The 22,789-nt window shown below is 43.3% G+C and carries 20 protein-coding genes and 1 pseudogene; all 21 read right to left on the reverse strand.

Translation table 11 applies throughout. The features are described 5' to 3' along the window. Positions 1-101: 101 nt before the first annotated feature. Positions 102-2,279 carry a polysaccharide biosynthesis tyrosine autokinase gene (locus ACTG1P_RS06250; RefSeq protein ID WP_440000781.1) on the reverse strand — a complete coding sequence of 726 codons (2,178 nt, stop codon included), beginning with the start codon at positions 2,277-2,279 and terminating at the stop codon, positions 102-104. Between the two features lie 62 nt (positions 2,280-2,341). Next, positions 2,342-2,770, reverse strand: a complete 429-nt coding sequence (locus tag ACTG1P_RS06255) for an arsenate reductase/protein-tyrosine-phosphatase family protein (RefSeq protein ID WP_440000782.1) — start codon at positions 2,768-2,770, stop codon at positions 2,342-2,344. A 236-nt stretch (positions 2,771-3,006) separates the two neighbouring features. Further along, complete coding sequence (locus ACTG1P_RS06260; protein WP_440000783.1) at positions 3,007-4,122, reverse strand: polysaccharide export protein; 1,116 nt, start codon at positions 4,120-4,122, stop codon at positions 3,007-3,009. A 439-nt stretch (positions 4,123-4,561) separates the two neighbouring features. Continuing rightward, positions 4,562-5,437 carry a beta-1,6-N-acetylglucosaminyltransferase gene (locus ACTG1P_RS06265; RefSeq protein ID WP_440000784.1) on the reverse strand — a complete coding sequence of 292 codons (876 nt, stop codon included), beginning with the start codon at positions 5,435-5,437 and terminating at the stop codon, positions 4,562-4,564. 45 nt (positions 5,438-5,482) lie between these two features. Continuing rightward, positions 5,483-6,730, reverse strand: a complete 1,248-nt coding sequence (locus tag ACTG1P_RS06270; RefSeq protein WP_440000785.1) for a hypothetical protein — start codon at positions 6,728-6,730, stop codon at positions 5,483-5,485. Further along, positions 6,723-7,457 carry a hypothetical protein gene (locus tag ACTG1P_RS06275; protein WP_440000786.1) on the reverse strand — a complete coding sequence of 245 codons (735 nt, stop codon included), beginning with the start codon at positions 7,455-7,457 and terminating at the stop codon, positions 6,723-6,725. The genes ACTG1P_RS06270 and ACTG1P_RS06275 overlap by 8 nt, the downstream gene beginning before the upstream one ends. Then, positions 7,454-8,278 carry a glycosyltransferase gene (locus tag ACTG1P_RS06280; protein WP_440000787.1) on the reverse strand — a complete coding sequence of 275 codons (825 nt, stop codon included), beginning with the start codon at positions 8,276-8,278 and terminating at the stop codon, positions 7,454-7,456. The genes ACTG1P_RS06275 and ACTG1P_RS06280 overlap by 4 nt, the downstream gene beginning before the upstream one ends. Continuing rightward, a complete protein-coding gene (locus tag ACTG1P_RS06285; RefSeq protein ID WP_440000788.1) occupies positions 8,275-9,123 on the reverse strand; it encodes a glycosyltransferase family 2 protein in 849 nt (282 codons plus the stop codon). The genes ACTG1P_RS06280 and ACTG1P_RS06285 overlap by 4 nt, the downstream gene beginning before the upstream one ends. Positions 9,124-9,130: 7 nt before the next feature. Further along, positions 9,131-10,570: a hypothetical protein gene (locus tag ACTG1P_RS06290; RefSeq protein ID WP_440000789.1), complete on the reverse strand. Its 1,440-nt coding sequence runs from the start codon at positions 10,568-10,570 to the stop codon at positions 9,131-9,133. A 14-nt stretch (positions 10,571-10,584) separates the two neighbouring features. Then, positions 10,585-11,778, reverse strand: coding sequence for a lipopolysaccharide biosynthesis protein (locus tag ACTG1P_RS06295; protein ID WP_440000790.1), 1,194 nt, complete (start codon positions 11,776-11,778; stop codon positions 10,585-10,587). A 332-nt stretch (positions 11,779-12,110) separates the two neighbouring features. Beyond that, positions 12,111-12,314 carry an integrase core domain-containing protein gene (locus ACTG1P_RS06300; RefSeq protein ID WP_440002286.1) on the reverse strand — a complete coding sequence of 68 codons (204 nt, stop codon included), beginning with the start codon at positions 12,312-12,314 and terminating at the stop codon, positions 12,111-12,113. Positions 12,315-12,354: 40 nt separating this feature from the next. Next, positions 12,355-13,395, reverse strand: a pseudogene (locus ACTG1P_RS06305) (IS481-like element ISAs19 family transposase). Between the two features lie 345 nt (positions 13,396-13,740). After that, complete coding sequence (locus ACTG1P_RS06310; RefSeq protein WP_440000791.1) at positions 13,741-14,499, reverse strand: undecaprenyl-phosphate alpha-N-acetylglucosaminyl 1-phosphate transferase; 759 nt, start codon at positions 14,497-14,499, stop codon at positions 13,741-13,743. Positions 14,500-14,510: 11 nt separating this feature from the next. Beyond that, positions 14,511-14,876, reverse strand: a complete 366-nt coding sequence (locus tag ACTG1P_RS06315; protein ID WP_440000792.1) for a hypothetical protein — start codon at positions 14,874-14,876, stop codon at positions 14,511-14,513. A gap of 401 nt (positions 14,877-15,277) precedes the next feature. Continuing rightward, positions 15,278-17,263 (reverse strand): nucleoside-diphosphate sugar epimerase/dehydratase, encoded by a 1,986-nt coding sequence (locus tag ACTG1P_RS06320; protein WP_120415143.1) that lies wholly within the window; start codon positions 17,261-17,263, stop codon positions 15,278-15,280. Further along, a complete protein-coding gene (locus tag ACTG1P_RS06325; protein WP_440000793.1) occupies positions 17,260-18,285 on the reverse strand; it encodes an MraY family glycosyltransferase in 1,026 nt (341 codons plus the stop codon). Before ACTG1P_RS06325 ends, ACTG1P_RS06320 begins: the two co-directional genes overlap by 4 nt. Next, positions 18,285-19,241, reverse strand: a complete 957-nt coding sequence (locus ACTG1P_RS06330) for an NAD-dependent epimerase/dehydratase family protein (RefSeq protein ID WP_440000794.1) — start codon at positions 19,239-19,241, stop codon at positions 18,285-18,287. Before ACTG1P_RS06330 ends, ACTG1P_RS06325 begins: the two co-directional genes overlap by 1 nt. Continuing rightward, positions 19,241-19,993 carry a glycosyltransferase gene (locus ACTG1P_RS06335; protein ID WP_440000795.1) on the reverse strand — a complete coding sequence of 251 codons (753 nt, stop codon included), beginning with the start codon at positions 19,991-19,993 and terminating at the stop codon, positions 19,241-19,243. The genes ACTG1P_RS06330 and ACTG1P_RS06335 overlap by 1 nt, the downstream gene beginning before the upstream one ends. A gap of 84 nt (positions 19,994-20,077) precedes the next feature. Further along, positions 20,078-20,302 (reverse strand): acyltransferase family protein, encoded by a 225-nt coding sequence (locus tag ACTG1P_RS06340; protein ID WP_440000796.1) that lies wholly within the window; start codon positions 20,300-20,302, stop codon positions 20,078-20,080. Between the two features lie 532 nt (positions 20,303-20,834). Then, entirely contained in the window at positions 20,835-22,385 is a 1,551-nt protein-coding gene (locus tag ACTG1P_RS06345; protein ID WP_440000797.1) for a glycosyltransferase family 39 protein, read from the reverse strand. A 5-nt stretch (positions 22,386-22,390) separates the two neighbouring features. Beyond that, the gene (locus ACTG1P_RS06350) at positions 22,391-22,786 is read right to left on the reverse strand and encodes a GtrA family protein (RefSeq protein WP_440000798.1); all 396 of its coding nucleotides are present in this window, start codon (positions 22,784-22,786) and stop codon (positions 22,391-22,393) included. Positions 22,787-22,789: the final 3 nt, after the last annotated feature.

A 22,789-nucleotide genomic window follows, 5' to 3' on the forward strand; every position in this document is an offset into this window, starting at 1 on the left:
AATACAGGTTGCATTCGAAAACTATTTTATGATGGTCATAAAAAAGGTGCGCCATGAAGACGCACCCTGCATTCACCTATTGCGGTTATCCAAACAGAATGTCAGGCTTTTTCCTTGCTGCCATAACTGTATTGATAATATCCGTAGTTACCGTAATAACTGCTCGCCTTCTTCTCGACCGCGTTGAGCAAGATCCCCTTGATAGCGACCCCGTTTTGCTCAAAGCGGCGAATGGCCACCTCCACCTCTTTGACCGCAGTCTTGGCGAAGCGGGCAACCAGCAAGGATGCGCCCACATGCTGACCAACGATGGCTGCATCGGTGACCGCCAGGATGGGAGGTGAGTCCACGATGACAAAATCGTAGTGCTCACTCGCCCAATCCAGCAGCGCTTTGAAACGAGGGTGCATCAACAGCTCGGAAGGGTTGGGTGGCACGGCGCCACGGCAGACAAAATCAAGGCCATCAAACCCGGTCTGGCTCACAACCTGTGCCAGCTCTGTCTGACCCGCCAGATAGGCACTCAGACCGGCGCCCATCTCCTGCCCCATAACCTTCTGCATATAGCCTTTGCGCAAGTCGGCATCGATAACCAGCACCTTCTTGCCGCCCAGAGCCAAGGTGGCAGCGAAGTTGGTCGACACGAAGGTTTTGCCAAGACCCGGGCCGGGGCCCGAGATCATCACTATGTTGTTTTTGGCTTCCATCATGGCGAAATGGAGGCTGGTTCGCAGACTACGCAGTGACTCCATCGCCAGATCGGCCGGATTTCGCGCAGCCAGCAAAGCCTCGTTGAGAGGCATTGCCTGCCGACGCTTCTTCTGCTGCTGTTGTTCGATCTTGGCCTGCTCTTCGGAATAGGGGATCGTGGCATAGACAGACAGCCCCATCTCTTCCAACTGTTCCGGACTTTCCACACCACGGTGGAAGGCTGCACGCACCAGGATCAACCCCACCGACAGTATGCCACCCAGCAGAGTCGCCAGTACCACGATCAGCGGCTTCTTCGGCTTGACGGCACGGGTTTCAACGGCGGCGTCATCGATGATCCGTACATTGCCGATGGTGCCCGCCTTCATGATATTGAGCTCCTGCTGCTTGTTGAGCAGCTGGACGAAGATCTCCTGACCGACCTGCACATCACGAGTCAGACGCAAAATCTCCTGTTGGGTTTTTGGCAGACGCTTGATCGACTTGTTGATCGCATTTTTGGTATTCATCAAGGTCTGGCGCTTTTCCATCAGGGCGATGTAAGCGGGGTGCTGGCGGGTATAGAGTTGCTGCAACTCCGCTTCCCGGAAGGTCAGCTCATTGAGCTGCTTCTCAAGGCCCACCATGGTATCCAGTGCGGCTTTCGCTTCCAGCGACAGATCGACCGACTCATTCTGCTGGCGATAAACATTCAACAGCTCTTCAGAACGGTTCAGCTCATCTTTGACCTGAGGCAGATGCGTCTGCAAGAAATCCAGGCTCTTCTGGGCCTCTTCGGTCTTGCGTACCACATTCTGCTGCAGATAGTTCTGGCTGATGTTGTCGAGCACCGCGCGAATGCGGCCCTTGTCTTCCCCCTCCAGCGCCAGCGAGATGATCCCGGTATTTTTGCCCTTTTCACTGACCTGAAGACCACTTTGCAACTCGGCAATCACATCCAGAGCCGGTTGTTTGACCAGCGTGAAGACTTGCCCCTCATCGGCAGCCACATCAGACAACAGCAGAGTGACATCCTCTTTCTCAAGCAGCTTGCCTACCTGACCTTCCAGCACCCGCCCCTCAATCTCAAGGGTAAAGTGTTTGTCTGCGTCAACCGTCAGCGTCAGCGGCGTCCCCAGCAATTCAGGCGCCACTTCAAAGCGGCTTACCGCCAACTTGGGATAGGGGTGCCCCATCAGCCGTGACAGACCACGGCCAACCAGCGGGAAGAAATTGGGTGTCACTACGGTATCGAGGTGAAGCTCTTGCACTGTACGGCCAAGTACCATACGAGAAGTCAGCAGCTCAATCTCGGCAGCGGCATCAGGCTGTTCACCGCCCAATACGTCAGCCATATCCCCGAGCAGCGCGGCACCACTGGCTTTTTTCTCCACCTGCAGCAAGGCGTTTGCCTTGAAGACCGGGGTCGCCAAAAGAGCGTATGCAACGCCAAGAGCCATAAACAGAGCGGTGATCGTCACAATCCACCAACGGCCATCGATCAGGTAACCCAGCAGGCGCCCCAGATCGATCTCGTCATTCTCCACCGCGGCACTGCTTTGCCGGGACGAAACAGAAGAAGTCGTCATTAAACACAATCCATTTTTATTGTCAGATACAATCCAAACACCACCAGACGCTGCGGATGTCGTTACAGTTTTTTTGCCCACCCATCGGCGCTACGCACCAACAGCTGGTAAACATGTTCGTAAGCTTCCCGGCTCAGACGATAGGGATCGGGCACTTCACTCTCCCCCTGCCAGTGGCCAAACAGCATGGTTTTGCCACGGGCCCCCGGGTCGATGGCCGTGACGGCAGAGATATGCCCTTTCTCCATCACCAGGATCAGATCGGCATCCTGACAGAACTCGCGGGTCAGTTGGCGCGCCGCGTGTCCCTCAAGGGAGAGACCATGCTGCTGTGCCACCTCGCTCGCGACCTTGTCGGCCGGCTTGTCAACCAGGGCACTGACCCCGGCAGAACTGACCTGGCGGCCGGGCAAACGCTCGCGAAGCAGTCGTTCACCGGTTGGGGAGCGGCAAATATTGCCCACACACACCACAAGAATTTTTTCAAACATATCGCTGTCGCTCTTTAAAAATAAAATCTGCAGCCACCGCCCCTCACTACCTGCATCTTCCTGAAGGAAGGCGGATAGAGGGCATAGCCCTCTGCCCTATCCTCCCCGTTTGTCACCGCATCAAGGCAACAAACAACCGGAGATAAGGGAGGCATCAGCCCCCCCTCGATGTCGTCTCCCTGAGGGAGTGCGGCTACACGTCAATCAAGCGGGAGAGGTTAAGAAACATCACTGCCTTACCAGTTGCGAACCCGCAGCATGCCTTCGGTCAGCTCGTTAAAGCCGTTGATGGAGGGCACCAGTTGACTCAACACGCGATTCCAGCGCGTCACCGGCGCCGTGGTGACATAGACCACGTCGTAAGGTTGCAACGCAAACTCGGTACCCATCACCAGCGCGGTGGCATCACTCAGGTCGAGCTGATAAATGGCGGCTTTCTCTTGGGCTTTGGCGGCGGGGCGCAATACGAAGATGCCGGTCGCATTGGCCGCATTCTGGTTAAGGCCTTCTGCGGTGCTCAGCGCTTCGGTCAGGCTCATCCCCTCACGGCCAATGGTCAGGGTCGATGCCTTGTTGACCTCACCCATCACAAAGACTTTCTGGGCATCGTTGCGCGGCACATAGAGCATGTCGCCGTCACGCATCAACTGATTGTGAGAAAGATCCCCATACTGCAGCAGATCCTGCATGGAGAGCGGGAACTCCTTGCCCTGGCGGGTCAACACCACATGATGCCAATCCGCAGTAGGGGTCAGCCCGCCAGCCAGATTGAAGGCATCGAGCAAGGTCATCGGCACATTGGTGATGGGCTGGGCGCCCGGCTTGGTCACCTCACCGGAGATATAAACCTTCTGGGAGCGGAAAGCAGCAATGCTCACATCCACCTGTGGGCTCTCGATATATTGGGCCAGACGCTTGGCGATATCTGCACGGATCTGTGCGACAGTTTTACCCACCACGGCCACCTTGCCGATATAGGGGTAGAAGATAGTGCCATCGGCGTGCACCCAGTTGCCTGCTTCGCTGGCACTGCGGTAAGAACCGGCCGGGATGGTCAACTCGGGGTGATCCCACACAGTGACATTGAGGATGTCGCCCACACCAATCCGGTACTCGTAACGGCTGATCTCGCTATTGAGCTCGGTGTTGGCCTTGCCCACCACCGGAGCCTTGCGCAGTTGGCTGATCAACGCGGGGGTAACCGGATAGACATCTGCCAGCTGATCAACATCAACGGAACCCGTAGCCACCTCGGTTTTGCCACTGGTGGAAAGATTGGTACCGGGCACCACAGTGCATGCACTGAGCAGGGCCACGGCCGATAACAGAGGAATGAGCTGAATCCTTTTCACTACCACACCTTATTAAGCTTACTATCAGAGTTGAATGAGAATAACCGCCATATCATATCTATATTGACTCTAAAATCCGAGAATAATCACATTAGCGACACTATAAACCGGCAAAAAACAGACAACAACACCCATGCAACAAAAAAACAACCTCGTCACATGCATTTTTATTCGAAAACAAAAAAATAGATCTTTATAAAAATATAGCATTATGTATTAAAAAACACTTATAAATAATTTCTCGTGAGACATGTGAATATAAATTATACACCTACCGTTTTTTGTGGCTCATATGTCATAACAATTCCGAGAAGCATTCACTACATAATAATTTCATTTAATTTATTCAGTATGCAAATAATACGAATTACATTTACCACAATATAAAAGACCATTCAAAAACTGGCCATATACAATTAAATTCAGGAACGTGAACACATTATTTTTTAGTGGTAACAGGTATAATCCCCATTGAACTTAGATAATTATAACTCGCCTTGTCATTAACAAGGTCAATTTTACGAGCAAAATATACATCTTGTTCTTCCAATTGCTTTAAATCATTTACAGATAATAATCGCGGATGATTTAAATTCGATGTAGACCACAGTGTATACATTAAATTATTGTTTATAACAAAATTTTTCAAAGGAGAGTTAGCCAGTATTGTTTGGAAAAATACCTCATCAATACATGATGAAAATCGAAGCTTACTTAATAATTCAAAACCATGTTCTAAAATGTATTCAACTGCAGAACTATGCATTGTAAACCATTGAGATCCTTTATAGCATGCCATACCTCTCAACGCATTATTTTTTAGGCCTAACACGCCAACAGTGTGTCTGATTAACTTAGACATTATTCTAAAAAAAGGTATGCTATAAAGATTGCTGTTTATAAAGAAATGGTATTGCTCCGCTCTTAATCTAGAGGATTCTGACAGTGAATTATTAATAAATGACCGCCCGTTATTCACCTCTAGAAATTGATTGAATTGAACCATAGTTTTAATTGGGAAACATTCACCACTTAACAAAGTATAATAGTCATATCTTTTCTTGGAAATTGCTGTCTGTAGCAAAGATAAAGTAGCTTGAACTTGACTAACCGCCCCCCAGTATACCGACTTCCGCTCTGTAGCAAAATATACAGATTCAGTCCTACCATACTTTTCTTTTAACTCAAAATAAACATCAGGTGATTTATAATCAACATGAATAAATACATCCCCCCCCTGAGAAATAATACTATCAACAAGAATACTTATTTTTTCTGTGTCTCTATGCACTTGCAATAAAAAACATTTTTCCATATAAACAACCTAATAATATAATTAATGCACTACAATCGACCAGATTTATGTGTAATCACGATTTTGATAAATTATTTTATTTCTAATGATCGACCACGAGAACAAAGAAACCAATATTTGATTAACCGTAATAAGATACCCAAAAACCTCTCCTTTATAATGAAGGACCATTAATAACCCATACATGGTGAGCAATATTTTGTATTTATAATTAAGACCATAATTCTTGCTATAATGATAAATCATAATAAAGTTATACGTCATAAAAGAAACTAAACCAAACAAGCCAAACAAAAGAATCTGTCGCATATAGCCAGAGTCTGTTTTCATATAATATGAACCATCGGCATTTGTATAAGCACCATCGCCAAAAATAATAGTTTTCACTTCAGGAATAAAATACATTGTTTTGAGATGCTCTGTCGATTCCGTGCTAACTTTACCAGTTGACTGGTAATTATAGATGAATTCAAATGCGAATTTAGAATATGACTCTAAAGATGAAAACAATACTTTTAGAAAAGGTGGTTGTATGAAATATATAAAAGCGAAAATTAAAATAGAAAAAAAATAAAACCGAGTTAAATACAATAAATTTCTAGTTGAAAACGACAAAAAAACCAACCCAAACATAAATCCAACAAAAGTAGTTCTGCCAGTAGTTAGTGACATTAGAAAAACAAATAGAATAATTGCAAATTGCTTTGAAGAAAATTTACCACATGACATCTTAATAAAAGAGAGTGTCAATACAAGAGCAAATACAGCTGACAGATTAAAAAACTGGCCGCCAGATAATGCCAAACCTCTGACCCCCCCGCCATAATAATCATTCGCTACTTCCGCTTGATTCTGGTCTTGAAATAATTGAATGAAATCTCTAAAATCAGGAACCATAAACGCTAATAATATTATTAACGACTGCCACAAAAAGACTCTAAAGATAATTTTTTCAATATCGAAATCAGCTCCAATATTGCAAAACAACAAGACAACCAACCAACTAGTAATAATAAAGTAAATAATATTACTGAATACAATCCTTAAAAAGGTAAAATCATATACCCCATGAGCAGTCGTAGAAAATAATGCGTAGATAAACGGAGTGCAAAGCAGCCCCATTAACAACCAGACAACTTTCGTACTTAGGTATCTGGAAAATAAATTTAATGAGCCCCCCTTAATAAAAAAGAAGCTTAACAAAAATGCGAGAAGTGAAGAATTATATACAATAGGTATCTTAAAAGAAAAGATAGCCATAAAGAATAATACTGACAATATAAATTCACGCATGATAATAAAATGGTACCTTAATGTGATTTAAAATACTCCCACTGAGTCGGCGTAAATTTTTAATAAGAAAGACCATGAGCAAAAGACGCCCCCCTAGTACACCATAAATTCGCGAGAAAACCTTCATTCTTTTTTTTGTCATCACTAAATCAAAGTTATCACCACTATGCTTACTATCACAATGCATTCCAATATAAAGTGGGTAATAATAAACTTTCCCACCTTTCTTAATCAGATCTGACAGAAAAATATTTTCCTCACCAATGTCTATATCTGAACCAAGCCCGAATCCATCATCAAATTTCACATTTGAATTTATCTCACTTTTTCTTATCGTAATTTCTATTGAAGAAACTCTCAAAATTGAAACAAGATTGTGGCGACGAGGTTTATCAGGATAACATTTTTTAAAATCAGAGCCGTCAAAATTAAAAACCTTAAAGGTTATAGCATCGGCATCAGGAAAAAACTCATATGCTTTTATAATATTTTTATAGACATCGTCTACCAGAATCACATCATTATCAGATATAATCCCTATAGATTTTAAAGGTAGCAAATCAATTGCTAAATTTCTACTCTTTGATAAGCCCATTGAAGTTGAGTTTATCATTATAGCATCTTGACTTTCAATGCCTTGATTGATAATCACTTTAGGATTATTGGATGCACGGACTTCTGGAAGTAACTCTCCATGCATTGTAGATATGCATTGTAGAATATTCATCCTCTAAGTACCCTCAAATATATTTTCTTTATAAAAACAGCAGGCATTAGTCTGAAACAGAAATACTTAATTAAATTCAAAACAAATCTAAATAAATTAATGCAATTACTGTGATATAAATGCCGCTGTGTTTTCAAATCATCATAGAAATATTTTAAACCACGCCGTCTATTTATCGCAGCGATATTGAAGTTAACATCCACTAAAATCGAACCGATATTCATAACTTCTAGCCCAGATGATATAAAGCTGCCCCATAAGTAATAATCTTCAGAGCTTCGCATAGCTGGATAACCACCAGATAAAATATAACTAGACTTACGAAACATGACCGTCACATTATTAAATGGAGATTTTATACCGATAGCCGAACTAATATCTTGATGTTTAATAGGTACGGTTCTGATGGAGCAAGGTGACCTATCTTGGCAAGAAAAGTCATATTCACGTATGTAGCCACCACAGAGAGATAGATTGGGATTTCTTTTAAACTCATCAATCTGTAATTCAAATCTCTCAGATAAGGATATATCATCAGCATCCATTATAGCGACATATTCACATGTTGCATTTCTGATTCCAAAATCTCTAGCGAATCCAGGCCCTCTATTTTTATCATAAGATAAAAATTTTAAACGATATTTAATATCTCGTTGAAGTCTATGACATATATCTTCAGTACCTTTTCCGTCAGACACTATTAATACTTCATAGGGTCGTATAGTTTGGTTACTTGTAACTGAGTTAACGGCTGATAATAATAAATCATAATCTACACCGGAGTAGATCGGCATGACAACTGAAAATTCCATTACCTTCATTTACCAATCACTCTTCTAACAAGCATTATAAATTTAGCAAGAATTCTTGATTTAATAATTCTTCTAGGCTGAGAGATACTGACTTTATTTTGCGTTACATTATATTTTTTATACAACTGAATTTCATTATGAAACTTCACTATACTCGCATCAGAAATTGATTTTTTCAAAGAAAATTCCCGCATGTAATTCTGAACCAACTTTGGAGTTCGACTACTAATACTAGACATATGAATACGGTAGTCTAATAAATGCTCGGATAGTATATAAAACTTACCTTCTTCAAGAAGCAATATCCAAAGCGCATAATCTTCCCAATAACAACCAATTCTTTCATCATAACAGCCGACTTTGACTAGAGCATTCTTTCTGATTAGGACCGAAGGATGAAATATACAATTATCCTGTTTTAATTTCTCTCTTATATTATTGCTACCTATACATGATGAACTGTAACCTAGCACGTTCCCGTTATGGTCTATGTATCGAACATTGCAGCCGACTAAAACGACATCCTTGTGGGTTTCCATAAACCTAATTTGCTTCGTTAAACGTTGAGGATGACATAAATCATCAGCATCGATTCGAGCAATATATTCCCCTTTGCTTAAGGCAATACCTTGATTAAGCGTTGCAGCTAAGCCTTTGTTTTCCCGTGAAATATAAACAATTCTTGCATCTGTATATTTATTTATTACAGCATCTGAATTATCTTTTGAACCATCATTTATAATGATAAGTTCCCAATCCTGAAAATCTTGACTTAAAATACTCTCAATTGTTTTACCAACATAACTTTCTGCATTATAGACTGGTAATATCCATGACACACAAACGTCGCCCACAAAAACCTCATCGTCTCAATATTTTTTTAATAAAATCAAACATACCCAATCTTAGTAACAAAACTTTCGTATTGGCAATGACAATTACTTTCACTAAATAGCAATTTGATTTTACTCTCATTCTTATTTTACTAAAAAAACTCATAGAACTCTTTGCATATGGTTTTATTAGCTCTATATCTAATAGATCCTTAGGTTCGGCTCTTTTATTTTTAAATACCATAAACTCTTCAGGTGACATAAATGGTAAATCAAAATAATAAAAATGTTTCGTACTATCTGATAATATTTGTTCTAATGAATGCACTCCATTGTGAGTACCATGAAAATCGGCCCAGAAAATATTAGCAATAGGCTGATAAGATATATAATCGATATCTTGTGGCTCTCTCAAACCCAATAAACCCATCAGAGCACTACCACTCAAAACATAATCAGTATTTGCACAATCAATTTCTTTTCTTAAATTCAAAAGCATACTAATATAATCATCATATGTATACGTACGAATCGAATTTAAAATGTTTTCTATGTTCGGATTTAATGCAAAACGAGCTAAAAGGTATGAATCTTTACTATCATCACATATATGTATTGAATTTTTATCAAGACCTAGATCTGCTCGAATAGAATCCTTGTAATGTACTAGATCAATGTTTTTGGAATGCATCATAAAAATGGTAAGTGGTTGATTTCCAAAACATGGGTTAGATTTTCCTACACTACTAGAGAAATCATTTTTAGCATTACCAATCCAAGATTCATTCAAATATGTGTTTACTACAAAATTCTTTAAACCTGTTGATGACAGCTCTAATTTCTTAGAATAAATTACGTTACTAGTCACTTTCTCAGGGATAAATCCTAACGAAGGCCACACAACACCAGTGACAATATTACGCTGATACCTTTGGAGTAGTAGATAACAACTTTCTATATACTCTTTACTAAACTCTACATCTGAGAAATACTTTTCTTCATAGTTAATGGATTCACCAGGTATAATTACACACTTTATTTCTCTATTAAAATAAAGTGCAGATGCAATGCGGTGAGCACCATTTAGAGGTTGAAGATGTTCATTAATTGGTATATAACTTTGACTTTCGTTAAAGCCCTCATCACGTATATTGATTGCTATTTCTCTAAAATCATTGATAAAGCAACCAATAGAGTTCTTGTTTAAATTTCCATTTTCAGAACACTTTCCTTCGGTTATCACTACTATATGCTTCTTGTAATTTTCAACAGCGATACCATTATTATTAGAAAGCAGAAGTGGAAGTGCTTTAACTTTAATTAAAATATCAAACCGTGTAGATAAATCCAGCTCTTCGGGATGAAGGGAGATAACATCACACTCCATAGGTAATCGAGCAAAATAAAAATCATCTAATTTCCCATTTAATTTTTTTTTATTTACTTTATTTATTAACACTTTGGGCATATCCAACACTCATATTAAACAGCAGGTTTGTAATCTACATTCTTTACCAAAACTATTGTCAATATCATTTTTAATAATGCTGATAAAAGTGATGAGATAAGAACACCGAACACCCCTATATAGCTGAGACAATATACCAGTACAGTAAAGAAAGCTATTGAAATAAGTGTTCTTATGGATATCAAATAGGGTTTTTCAGAGAGCATCAAGTCTTGTGAAAAAATCCCAGCCATTCCATTAACTATCGTTGTTGCAATGATCAGCACAAAGAAATGTCCAAGGTGCATATAATCGTCACCAAAAATTATGGGGACAAAAAACTCAGCAAAAAAGTAGACACCAGGGAAAAATAATAATGAAACTGACAAAATCTTAATTACATCAGACATATTTAATTCTATTTTAAATTTTCCTTTCAATCCTTTTGTGAAATAGGTGGTAGCTATCGCATCAAAAATTTTTGCAAAAACAAGTGAAAAACCTAAAAGAACAGATATTCTTCCTAGCTCATGTGGAGAAAATAATTTCGCAATTACTACCTTATCGATAGAACTAGACATGCCCATCAATAATAAATTTAATGATATCCCAATAGAATATTTGAAATAAGAAGAGCCTCCATTGACTTGTGCCGTCAGGTCACGATATATATTTTTTAGACCAAACAATAGATATGTTAGCTGAATAAATATCGCAACAACTATAACAATTAACGCACTATTTAATGTAAAAACATCCAAAATAAAACAAAGGATAAAACCTATAGTTTGAACTATTGTAGGAATGATCGTCGCATTTCTGAATGTTATCATTGAATTCTCTACTCTATAAAGATCCAGTAGATAAAAACAAAGCACACTTATTGTAACATATATGTAAAAAAGAGTTATATTTTCATCGAGGATAGCATCTTGCGAAAAATATAGATAAATAAAAATCAGTAATAATGAACTAGAAAACACAAACGACATTAATTTATAAATATTTGGATAATAGAGTTTATATCTATATGAACGAGTATATCCATAGCCCAAACCAAAAGTAAGAACTGGTGCAATCATCATTTGCATACTAAAAATATATTGAATTATACCTCTAGACCCCGCACCTAATATACTACCGGTAAAATACATATTCACTAACGAAAAAGCCATTTGCATGTACATAAAAACTAAAAGTTTTTTTGACTCTTTGAATATATTATTCACTTATATTATTCCAAGTTTTTCATTACATTTCCGACAAATATAACGCTAGGCTACGTTATAAAAGCGATGGTACTTTATCTACAAGCAAAATTGCTTTCCACAAGTAGCGAAGATTAAAAATAATAATTTATTGAGCTTACTCTTCGATGAGGAAATTTTACAGTTTTTCAAGGGGGAATTGTGCCTCTGAGTAAAACATACTAATAATGTTATCACACACTAATTCTGGCGCGCGAGTATGTCTTCGTTCATGTATAGATGCTAAATAGCTGTTGCAAATAGTTGTACAGATCTAGTTATCACCTGACACCGGCCTCAAACCGGTGTCTTGTTTACGCTACTTTAGTGCGCACTTCCTTCGGTATCAATTTTAGACCCTTCTTGAACATGCTGTAGGGGGTCTGACCCTCCATCATCCTGCCCTGATGTGGCCGCTGGGTGTTGTAGTGTTCCAGATAGCTATCCAGGTCTGTCTGCATCTGCTCTACCGACTCATACCAGGTCGTTCTCCCCTTGATACGGAAGTGTGTACAGATCTAGTTATCACCTGACACCGGCCTCAAACCGGTGTCTTGTTTACGCTACTTTAGTGCGCACTTCCTTCGGTATCAATTTCAGACCCTTCCTGAACATGCTGTAGGGGGTTTGCCCCTCCATCATCCTGCCCTGATGTGGCCGCTGCGTGTTGTAGTGCTCTAAGTAGCTATCCAGGTCTGTCTGCATCTGCTCTACCGACTCATACCAGGTTGTTCTCCCCTTGATACGGAAGTGTTCATCCAGCAGTGTGCGATGTAGCCGCTCGATAAAGCCGTTGCTCTGTGGCCTGCGTACCTTGGTTGTCCGGTGCTCAATCCCCTCCAGTTGCAGGAACAGCTCGTAGGGATGGTGGTCAGGTCGTCCACAGAACTCGCGCCCGTTGTCCGACAGGATGGTATAGACCAGTGCCTCGTGGGCCTCGAAAAACGGCAGCACCGTTTCATTGAGTACATGAACCGAGGTCACCGGCAGCTTGCTGGTGTAGAGCCGCCCCCAAGCGTGGCGACTGTAGCAGTCCAGCACGGTTTGCAGATACACCTTGCCAACCCCCTTGAGCGCACCGACGAAGAAGGTGTCGACCGCCACCAGTTCTCCGGTGTAGTGAACCTCAATCTGGCGTTCGCGAAATTCGGGGCTGAATCCTTCTAGTAGGCGAATTTGCTCGTCATTGAGCTCAATGGTCTGCTCGCGGTGGGTTTTCTCGAGGCGCAACAAGCGGTCGTGTTTGGAGAGCAAGTCGTGACGTTGCCACACGCCACGCACACCACCCGCACTGACATTGATGCCCTGCAGAGCCAGCTCTTGTGCAACCCGCAGCGGGCCATGAGTTGGTCTGGTGAGGGAGTAATCGAGGATGGCCTGTTAAATCTCGGGAGCGACCCGGTTGGGATGAGCCCCTTTACAGCCGGGCAGTTTATCGAGCAAGCCCTCGGCGCCATAGGTCTGGTAATTACGACGGATTTCGTAGAACTGCTGACGACTATAGCCGATGAGCTTGCAGGCTTTGCTGACGTTATTGAGCTCTTTGGCGAGTTCTAGCAGGCTGAGTTTGCGACGTGCTACTTTCTCGTTGGTGGTCATACGGTGACTCCAGATAACACGATAGGGGTACCGTTTTGTTATCCGGTTTGAAGCCGTATGACCACTCCCTTTTGTGGGCAACTGTCAGGTGAATACCATCTCCATACACTTGGGATGTGGCTTGTTTTATTTGACGACTAAGGCGATCGTATAAACTTGACTGAGTTCCATTCCTCCGATGATCTACTCTTCGGAACAGCTATTTAGAATCAACAGTTTCTTTTTCCAGTAGAATGGCAATATCAGATAACATATGTTATGTAAAGTACATATCATCCTACTTAAATTCATATTTCCACATCTATTTAGAGAATATTTATAGTGTTAAATATTTTTCGCGCTAATTTAGTCATGCAAATGTGTTTTTATTTCCTTTACCCAACGTCCTAGCTTCCATGCATATGTCAGACAAAGCGAATAAGCGACAAACAGCAATAGATAGAGCCCCATCATCAACCACTCTGGTAATTTGGCCTGTTCGGCCAGAATACCGAAGAACACAACACCGAGGTTGGCAACGACAATCAGCAATAGGGATTCGCGAGGGGTAAAACCGGCGTGGAGAAGAATATGATGCAGATGATTGCGATCCGGGCGCAGAGGGGATTGGCCTTTGCGAATACGGCGGATCATGATGCCCACCATATCCATCAGCGGCAGGCCGATCAACCAGAGTGCGGTGACAGGGCGAAATGCTGGTTCCAGCTCATTATGTTGTGAACCAAACAGCACCAAATAGCCGATGATAAAGCCGAGGAACATGGAACCGGCATCACCCAGGAAGATCTTGCGTTTAAAAGGAGGAATATTGAGATTGACGATCAGATAGGGGACCAGAGCAATGGTTATCACCAAACAGATATGAGCCATATCAGACATGGTGCTGGCAAACAGAATAGATAGCCCCACGAGTGAAATACCCGCCATGCTGCCAGCCAGACCATCAATACCGTCCATCATGTTATAAGCATTGATCGCCGCACAGACAGCAACAACGGCAATCAGCAAGTCAATAAATGGAATTGTGATATTCCCGATGCCCAGCACATCACCAAACTGATGGAGGCTGATATCGGTCGACAGGCAGAGGATAAGAATGAGCAATGCTTGCAGGGTCAGTCTGATCCAGGGGGAATATCCTTGGCATCATCGATAGCACCAATCACCATCATGCAACCGGCACAGGCCAGCATGGTGATAATCGCGCTCTGCAGTGGAAGGGTGAAGAAGACGCTGAGGTATACCCCCAGACAAACCGCAATCCCACCAATCAGGGGGATCGCACCGACATGTTGTTTACGTTGATTCGGTAAGTCAACGAGTTGTAGCTTGGCAGACAGTGGACGCAAACAGGCGATAGCCAGCGCGGTTCCAACGAATGCAACCAGACCAGACGTTTCCATTATTGTTTTATCCCTAGAAATTTCAGGTTCGCTTCTGATGACGACCTGCTTTTTATTTGCTTGATAACTGCCTGCCACCCAATCGATGGCAGAACAGCCAGAGATCGCTCAATAAACAACCAAATTATTGAAAAATAGAATGGCTACCGCCCCTGAGTTACAGCTCCCAGTGTGCATGCAGTCTTTTTATATTGTTAAAAGAATTAGTAAGTGGTGTTGCAATTTACAATCAACCTCTGGCAAGAGGAACGACAAAACCAGTCGCCACGCCAGCTATTCGCAATATAACCCTCCATTTTGCACCAATACTCCACGCAAAAATGTAGGACAACTCTGAAATAGCGGGGGTGGATTGTACCTATGGTTCATCGAAATGAGTAGCCAATCTAGTCCACGACTGGCTCAATCGATTAAAAAACAAACAATACAAGTAGGGGCGCGAAAAAAAGGCGCCCAATAATGGGCGCCTATATAAAGATTCAGTGATTGGCAAGCAAAAAATCTATATTATGTGAGGGCAATTTAACAACATTATCACTTGGCGGTAGCTGCTGTTTGGCCAGCCACACCAGATCACAAATACCATCCGTCGGTTCGAAGGCTGCAGGAGCATGCATCAGGATGTCGCGCACTTGCTGTTGATCAAAACGGTGACAGGCATCATCCAGCGAGGCCAGCAAGGGGCGCAGTCGCGACCAGGGCAGCCAGCTCTCTTGTGCCACCATGATCCGGGGATGCTCGGTTCCTCTGGCATCATCACCAATCAGTAACTCTTCGTAGAGCTTTTCACCCGGCCGCAAACCCGTCACCTCGATGGCGATATCACCATCGGGCCGCTGCTCATCACGCAGTGTCAGGCCGCTGAGGCGTATCATGCGTTTGGCCAGCTCCATGATCCGTACCGGTTGACCCATATCGAGCACAAAGACGTCGCCCCCCTCCCCCATGGCACCTGCCTGGATCACCAGCTGGGCTGCCTCAGGTATCGTCATAAAGTAACGGATGATGTCGGGGTGAGTCAGGGTGATAGGCCCACCTTTATCTATCTGCTGTCTGAATAACGGCACCACTGAGCCGGAAGATCCGAGAACATTGCCAAAACGCACCATACAAAAACGGGTGCTGTGCTTCTCGCGGGTCAAGGCTTGCAAGATCAATTCGGCCAGACGCTTGCTGGCCCCCATGGTATTGGTTGGCCGCACCGCTTTATCGGTAGAGATAAGCACGAATGTTTCCACCCCTGCCTCAATGGCCGCCTGGGCCGCATAAAGCGTGCCGAATACGTTGTTACGTACCCCTTCAATGATGTTGAACTCGACCAGCGGGACATGTTTGTAAGCCGCCGTATGGTAAACGGTCTGGATCCTGAAGCTCTGCATCACCGTTTTGAGGCGATGCTGGCGCTGCACTGACCCCAGTAACGGCACCAGATCCGTTTCAATTTCTTCACGCTGACACTGTTCCCGCAGGTTCTTGTGCAGGACATAGAGGGCGTATTCGGATAGTTCGAACAGAACCAGAGTGGATGGCCTGCACCGCAAGATCTGGCGGCATAGCTCAGAACCAATAGAGCCACCGGCACCTGTCACCATGACCGCTTTGCCTGTGATATTGGCTTCCATCAAGGTGGTCACCGGCTCTACCGGATCTCTGCCCAACAGATCGTCGATGGAGACCTCATTGAGCTGATCTATGCGGGCAGAGCCATTGACCAGATCAGCCATTCCCGGGATAGAGAGCACTTCGCAAGAGAGGGGCTCAAGTGCATTGATCACCTCCTGACGACGAGCCCTGGTGCTGCTCGGCATGGCCAGCAAGATCTTCTGTACACCATGGTGGTCAATCAAAGTTGGCAACTGGGCGCTGTTATAGACAGTACACCCCTGGATTACACACCCCTGTTTGGCGGGATCATCATCAACAAAGGCAACGGGATAAAACTCATTGCCTTGCAACAAGGCCATTTGCAGTTGTCGGCCCGAAGAGCCCGCGCCGTAAATCAACACCTGGGTGCGAGCCAAACGGGTGGTATTAAGGAGCGCCCGGAAAAACAGCCGCACACCACCAACCAGTAACACCAAAAAGGAGAGATAGATAACCGAGACCGTTCTCGGCAGAAAGATATCGAAGTAAAACGCAGAGAGAACAAAGAAACAGGTTGAAAGAAATGCCCCTAGCGAGATTGTCCATAACACCCGAAAGCTGACATATCGGAGCACTGCGCGATAAAGCCCCAGCCTTACAAACAGACCGATGCTGACAATGATAATTGCGCCAAGCAGTGCCCAGTGATGCGGGCTATCGATTGGCCAATTATGTTCAAGCCGGATCCAGTATGCCCCCCAATAGGTCATGGTGATCAGGGTCATATCAACGGTGACAGAAATGGCACGCTTACTGGCTCGTGACAGGGAGCCCAGGCAAGTCAGTAGCCAGCTTCCACCGGGTAAAAGCTCATTTCTCATTCTGGTACTCCTGCATTCAGGTGATACGCAAGAAAAGCTAACGGCAAGTAGGCAATGACCAGACCGCTCACACCATCGATCTGGCCCAATACAATCATGACAGCGATCGGCGCAAGCCAGAGGCTATTTATAAGAAGCACAGCCAAGGTCACGTTTCGATGGCTCTGCCAACGCCTCGCCGCATACTGAAATGCATGGGTCCGATGAGCCTGGCTCAAACGGCATTTCAAACGAAAGCGATTCAGCAACGTCCAGGTCGCATCAACCACAAAGACTCCGAGCATGACGAGCCATGCCCACAGGAATTGAGGTGCTGAAGCAGCATCCAGCAGCATCAGGGAAGCCAGCATCAAGCCAAGAAATCCACTGCCACCATCTCCCATAAAGATCCTGGCGGGCGGAAAATTCCAGCACAAGAAGCCCGCCGCCGAAATCCCCAGTAGCAGGATCAAACTGGCAGACGACCACTCTCCCCCAACCAGATAGTGAAATAACGCCATGAACAGACAGACGACAACGGCCTCGCCAGCCGCCAAGCCATCAATGCCATCCATAAAGTTGTAGAGATTGATAAACCAGATCACCCCCAGCCAGGCCAGCAGGTAACCAAACCAGGCAAGATCGAGCTGCCAACCAAAGAAGGCCAGCGCAGGCAAACCATTTACCGCAGAGACCACCAAAGCTGCCGCAATGCTCTGTACAATCAGGCGGGTTAGGGGCTTGAGAGAGATGTGGTCATCGATAAAACCAACCAAGGCAATGCCCAGCGCCGCAGCCCATATCAATACAAAGCTGCTCTGGGATATGCCGGAGGGCAGTGGGATCAGGCTGACAAACAACGGGGCTGCCAGCAGAAAGGTCGCCACGATGGCCATGCCACCGCCTCTCGGGGTAGGCACCTGATGCGAACTGCGATGATTGGGTTGGTCAAGCAAGCGGGTCTGTGCGTAGCGCCTGAGCAGGCCGGTCATGGTGATTGAAAGAAAAAGACAAAATATCGACAACAAAACAAATGCCAGCATCAAGACGACTCACTATGGATTGACGCCATCAGAGATAGGGTCTGAGAGAGCGAATAGGGTGCCGACCATTGTAATCGGCTCTGAGCCTTGCGGGTATCCATTTCCAGAGAGCCATAAATCCGTTGTAGCTTGGCATCAATCCCCAAACAGCGTCCAAGCACTCTTATTACTCCTGGTGGGAGATAAAAGAGCCGACAGCGAACCCCTTCTGCTTCTGCTATCGCCGCCAACAACTGAGACGTCGACACTGCGACAGGATCTGCGACTAAAAAGACCTGATTCACTGCAGCAGGGTGCGCCATCGCATGGGCAATAAAGTCACACAGATTAGGTAACGCCAACAGGCTGCGCGCATTGGTCAAACGGGAAAAAGGGAGTGGGATCCCTTTGCGCACCCACGTCATCATACTGGCAAAGTTAGCCTTCACCCCTTCCCCGTAAATAAGAGGAGGACGGATAATGGTTACAGCCATACCACACTCTTTCGCGAGTGCCATCAGCCCCTGTTCCGCCTCATACTTCGAGCGTCCATAGGGATCTTCTGGCGGACTTTGCACATTCTCATCAAATGGCTTACCTGGCTCGGTCTGCTCGCCGTTCACTTTGATCGAGCTGATAAAGATGAAGCGCTTCACCCCAGCCTCAGCCGCTTGTCTAGCAAGCGTGAGGGTGCCCTCTGTATTCACCGCTCGAAATGCTGCCAGGGGATCTGTCGCGGTATCCGACATTACATGCACCCTGGCAGCACAGTGAACAACCACATCCACCTGTTGCAATTGGACTGTCCAGTAGGCATCGGCAGTCAGAGAAGGAGCCTGAACATGGTAAGAAGCCAGCGAGTGACTTCGCACCGCTCCCTTAACATTCGCCCCCAGCGCCAGCAAGTGTTCACAGACCGCTTTGCCTACAAATCCGTTGGCTCCTGTGACCAAGACTGTACTTTTGATATCTGCCATTACCACCAACGCCAACCGTGAATATTGAAGAAAGTCACCATGGAACGCCCAAACATCCAGATATGGCGCCAGCCTTTGCGGGATGCATGCCCACCGTGATGAACGACCTTCACCTGAGGGACATAAGCAATCCGGCTGATCTTTCCTGCCCGCAAACTGATGTCAAAATCTTCAAAATAGAGGAAGAAGCGAGGGTCAAACCCTCCGAGCTGCTGCAGAACATCTGTGCGAAACAGCATAAAACAACCACTGACAATGGGTGGGTCCCACAGCACGTCACGATCGTTGAGCTGATCTGCCATCTCATATTTTGCCAAGCGCGTCTGGAATAACTTCTTCACAAACGCGGGCGCAAAACCACGCAGCAGTAAATCAAATACGGTTGGATAGCGTTTGCAAAGCCGCTGTACCTCACCATCTTCCCATGTAGCGAAAGGCGTCAATAATCCGCAATCCGAATGTTGCTCCATAAACTCGAGTGCATTTTTCAGTGCATCTGGGGCGACCTCAAGGTCAGGGTTAAGAATAAGGTGATATTTGGCATCAGTAAACAATGCATTGTTATGACCCGCACCAAATCCAGGATTTGACGGTGCAACAATTAAACAATACTCACCTGAAAAAACTTTTCTTATATCTTCATTTTGAATGGCTAAATCATTTGATGGCGAGTGGTCAACGACAATCAAAAAACTAACAACTCCAGCTTCATTGACTGCTTTTTGTAGTTTATTGAATGTACTTGCCATCATGATCTTTCCAGTACAATAAGTTACCACACCGATAGATAGACAAGATTGGCACATATCCTAAATAAATCCTAAAAAACCTTTTCTTTAAAAAATAAATTGATTATCTAAAGTTATTCTTTTGCTAGTTATCGATAACGTGGTCACAAAGCCACTAATTACAAAAAAAACATCAACACCTACATAGCCACAAGATAGTATCTTTGTGATTATTGACTCACCACCGATTATTGCGTTGTAATGTGGACCAGCATGATAAAGTAGAACAAAAATAGCCGCTACAGAACGGAGTGCTTGAATATTAAAAAACATTGTGACATCCAAAGGCTTTTTCGATTATTTATTTTCGCAATATATAATCACTTTAATCATTTTCAATAAAACAAAAAATCAAACACATCCTATTATTTTAGCCTCCCTACAAGTATGCAAGTGTGCCGCAGCAAATTTCCTGAGCTAACTTGAATGATGTGCACCTTAATAAGAACTAGATGAATAATGTTCTAATATAGGCAACAAATAACAAGAACACTTATTCTACTACCACGCCATTGAAAAACTACGCGAGTTGTGGAATACACATGTTGATCTAATCAACCACCTATTACACCTATTACAGCAGGTTTGCCCCACCTTTTAATACAAGACACATTACCAGTGACGGCTTGTACCGTTACGATATACTACTCACCGAGAAACACTTTATTTCGTGGATTGAGTGCAATAACTTAATGTTCAATTCACAACTAGAATGGCTGGCCCCTTAGGCCAGCCATGCAGAGATGGGAAATAACGTCATTGAAACCGTTATCGATAGGCGTTATTTAACTTATTGGAAAAACGATCATTTGTCATACTTATTTCCATAAACGTCTACTATGATACCAGAAAAATCATGAGTCTCAATACGCTTTATATTTGAACATTTTGAGACTTCATCTCGAATTGCATAATGCGTTACATGCCGTATCAGATATAACTCTCCAAAACCTCTATTAAGATCACGACACATAGACTGGATATCATCTGGATATGAAACATCAAAAACGGCTGCCACACTTGCAATATCTGAATTAATATTCAGGTAATGCAAATAATATGCTGCATTCGGCTTCCAAGCCAGCGCAATAATAGATTTATCGTCCACTCTTTTGTTAACATACTCTGCGGCTGACCTATAATCGCCTCCTGAAGGTTTTTGATGGGGATTGTTCAAGTTATATATATCTGCATACGCAAACATAACAATAAATATTGATATAAATATACCGATGGCGGCCTGATTACGATTGGCGTCAGAAAGCAACAATGTAACTATCATCACAACAATAGGAATAGAGACAACAAAATATCGAGGATGCCACATCATAGATGTCATGGAATTGTAAATACTATAAAGAAACAGTAATGCAATAACTATTATCAGAGCAATAGAAATAGTGGTCTTAGGGTTTTTCCTGATAGATAAAGACTTATACCTATAGATAGAGAATAATGCTATGGAAATTATAGCTAAGGCGAAATACACACCAATACCGGGAGCGTAAAAATCCAGTGTTTTTGGTATCATTAATTCAAAAATATCAGATGTATGGTAATCCCTCCAACCATATCCCCCTTTACTACTAAACCTAAAGGCTTTCCAGCTCAACATCATCCAAGGAGCGATCAACGCAGGGACTATAAGAAACTTGGCTATATCTAAATATCGTTTTTGAGGAATAGAAACAAATAATAGATATATAGCAGCTAGCATTCCCGCAGTGAAAAAACCCGTGTAATGAGAATATGATAGCACTATAAATACGAAGACAAGCGTCCAGCATTCATACCGGATGCTGGGCTTCCCATTCACATGATAATTCAGTATGTATTTGACTAATAACGTTATTGCAATCGTACTTAGTAAGCACGCTAACATATACGCACGAACTTCTTGAGAATACTCAATCAGTGTTGGCGAAAATGCTAAGAATGCACTACCTAATAACGCGGACCGTTTACCCAGTTCTTTTACGGTTCCAAAATAAAAAATCACAGGTACTAATGAACCTAAAAATGCAGGCAAAGCACGAAGAGCAAAATCGCTTTTACCAAAAATTTTAGCCCACAATATAAGTATTGATTCAAATAGTGGTGGAGTGTTATCTGCCGCCTTCCAAGTTATAAATGAATCATGATATGTTAGCTCTTGAATCACCTTTGGTTCAAAATCCAACCAACCAACATTTTTCCCCACATCAATAGCTGCAGCAACTGAATATAATTCATCGTGCCATAGGCTTGCAAAATCCAAATTTGAAAAACGCAATATAATACCAGCCAAAAAAACCAATATTACAGTGATGATAAAAGCATAAGATATCATCCTCTGGTTATCTTTAATATAATTCATATTTCTTACCCATTACATTTAAAAACATATATTTTAGCGAGAAAATAGTTAATTATAAAACCAGATAAAACTCCTAGTAACTGAGAAATCGTAAGGTAGTTAAACCAATGTATAGTCAGCTTCAGCACGAGAATATTGATAAGTAATCCACACAATGCTGCAAGAAGATACTTTGATAAATTTTTTATGGATAATCTCATGCCAGAAGAAGAGAAAGTCCAATAATGATTTAAACAATAGTTTTGAGTGCCTGCAATCAAAAAACAAAAAATGGAAGAAGGGATTGCAGAAAATTTTAGTATATCTACAAAAAAGAAAAAAATTAGCAAATTAACTATTGTGCCAAGAGCGCCAGTTACTCCAAACCTTATAAAGGCATTGAACGGCACCGACTTAATCATTTT

Origin of the sequence: Aeromonas sp. 11P, from assembly GCF_051920165.1 — a bacterium.
GTDB classification, from domain to species: domain Bacteria; phylum Pseudomonadota; class Gammaproteobacteria; order Enterobacterales; family Aeromonadaceae; genus Aeromonas; species Aeromonas veronii.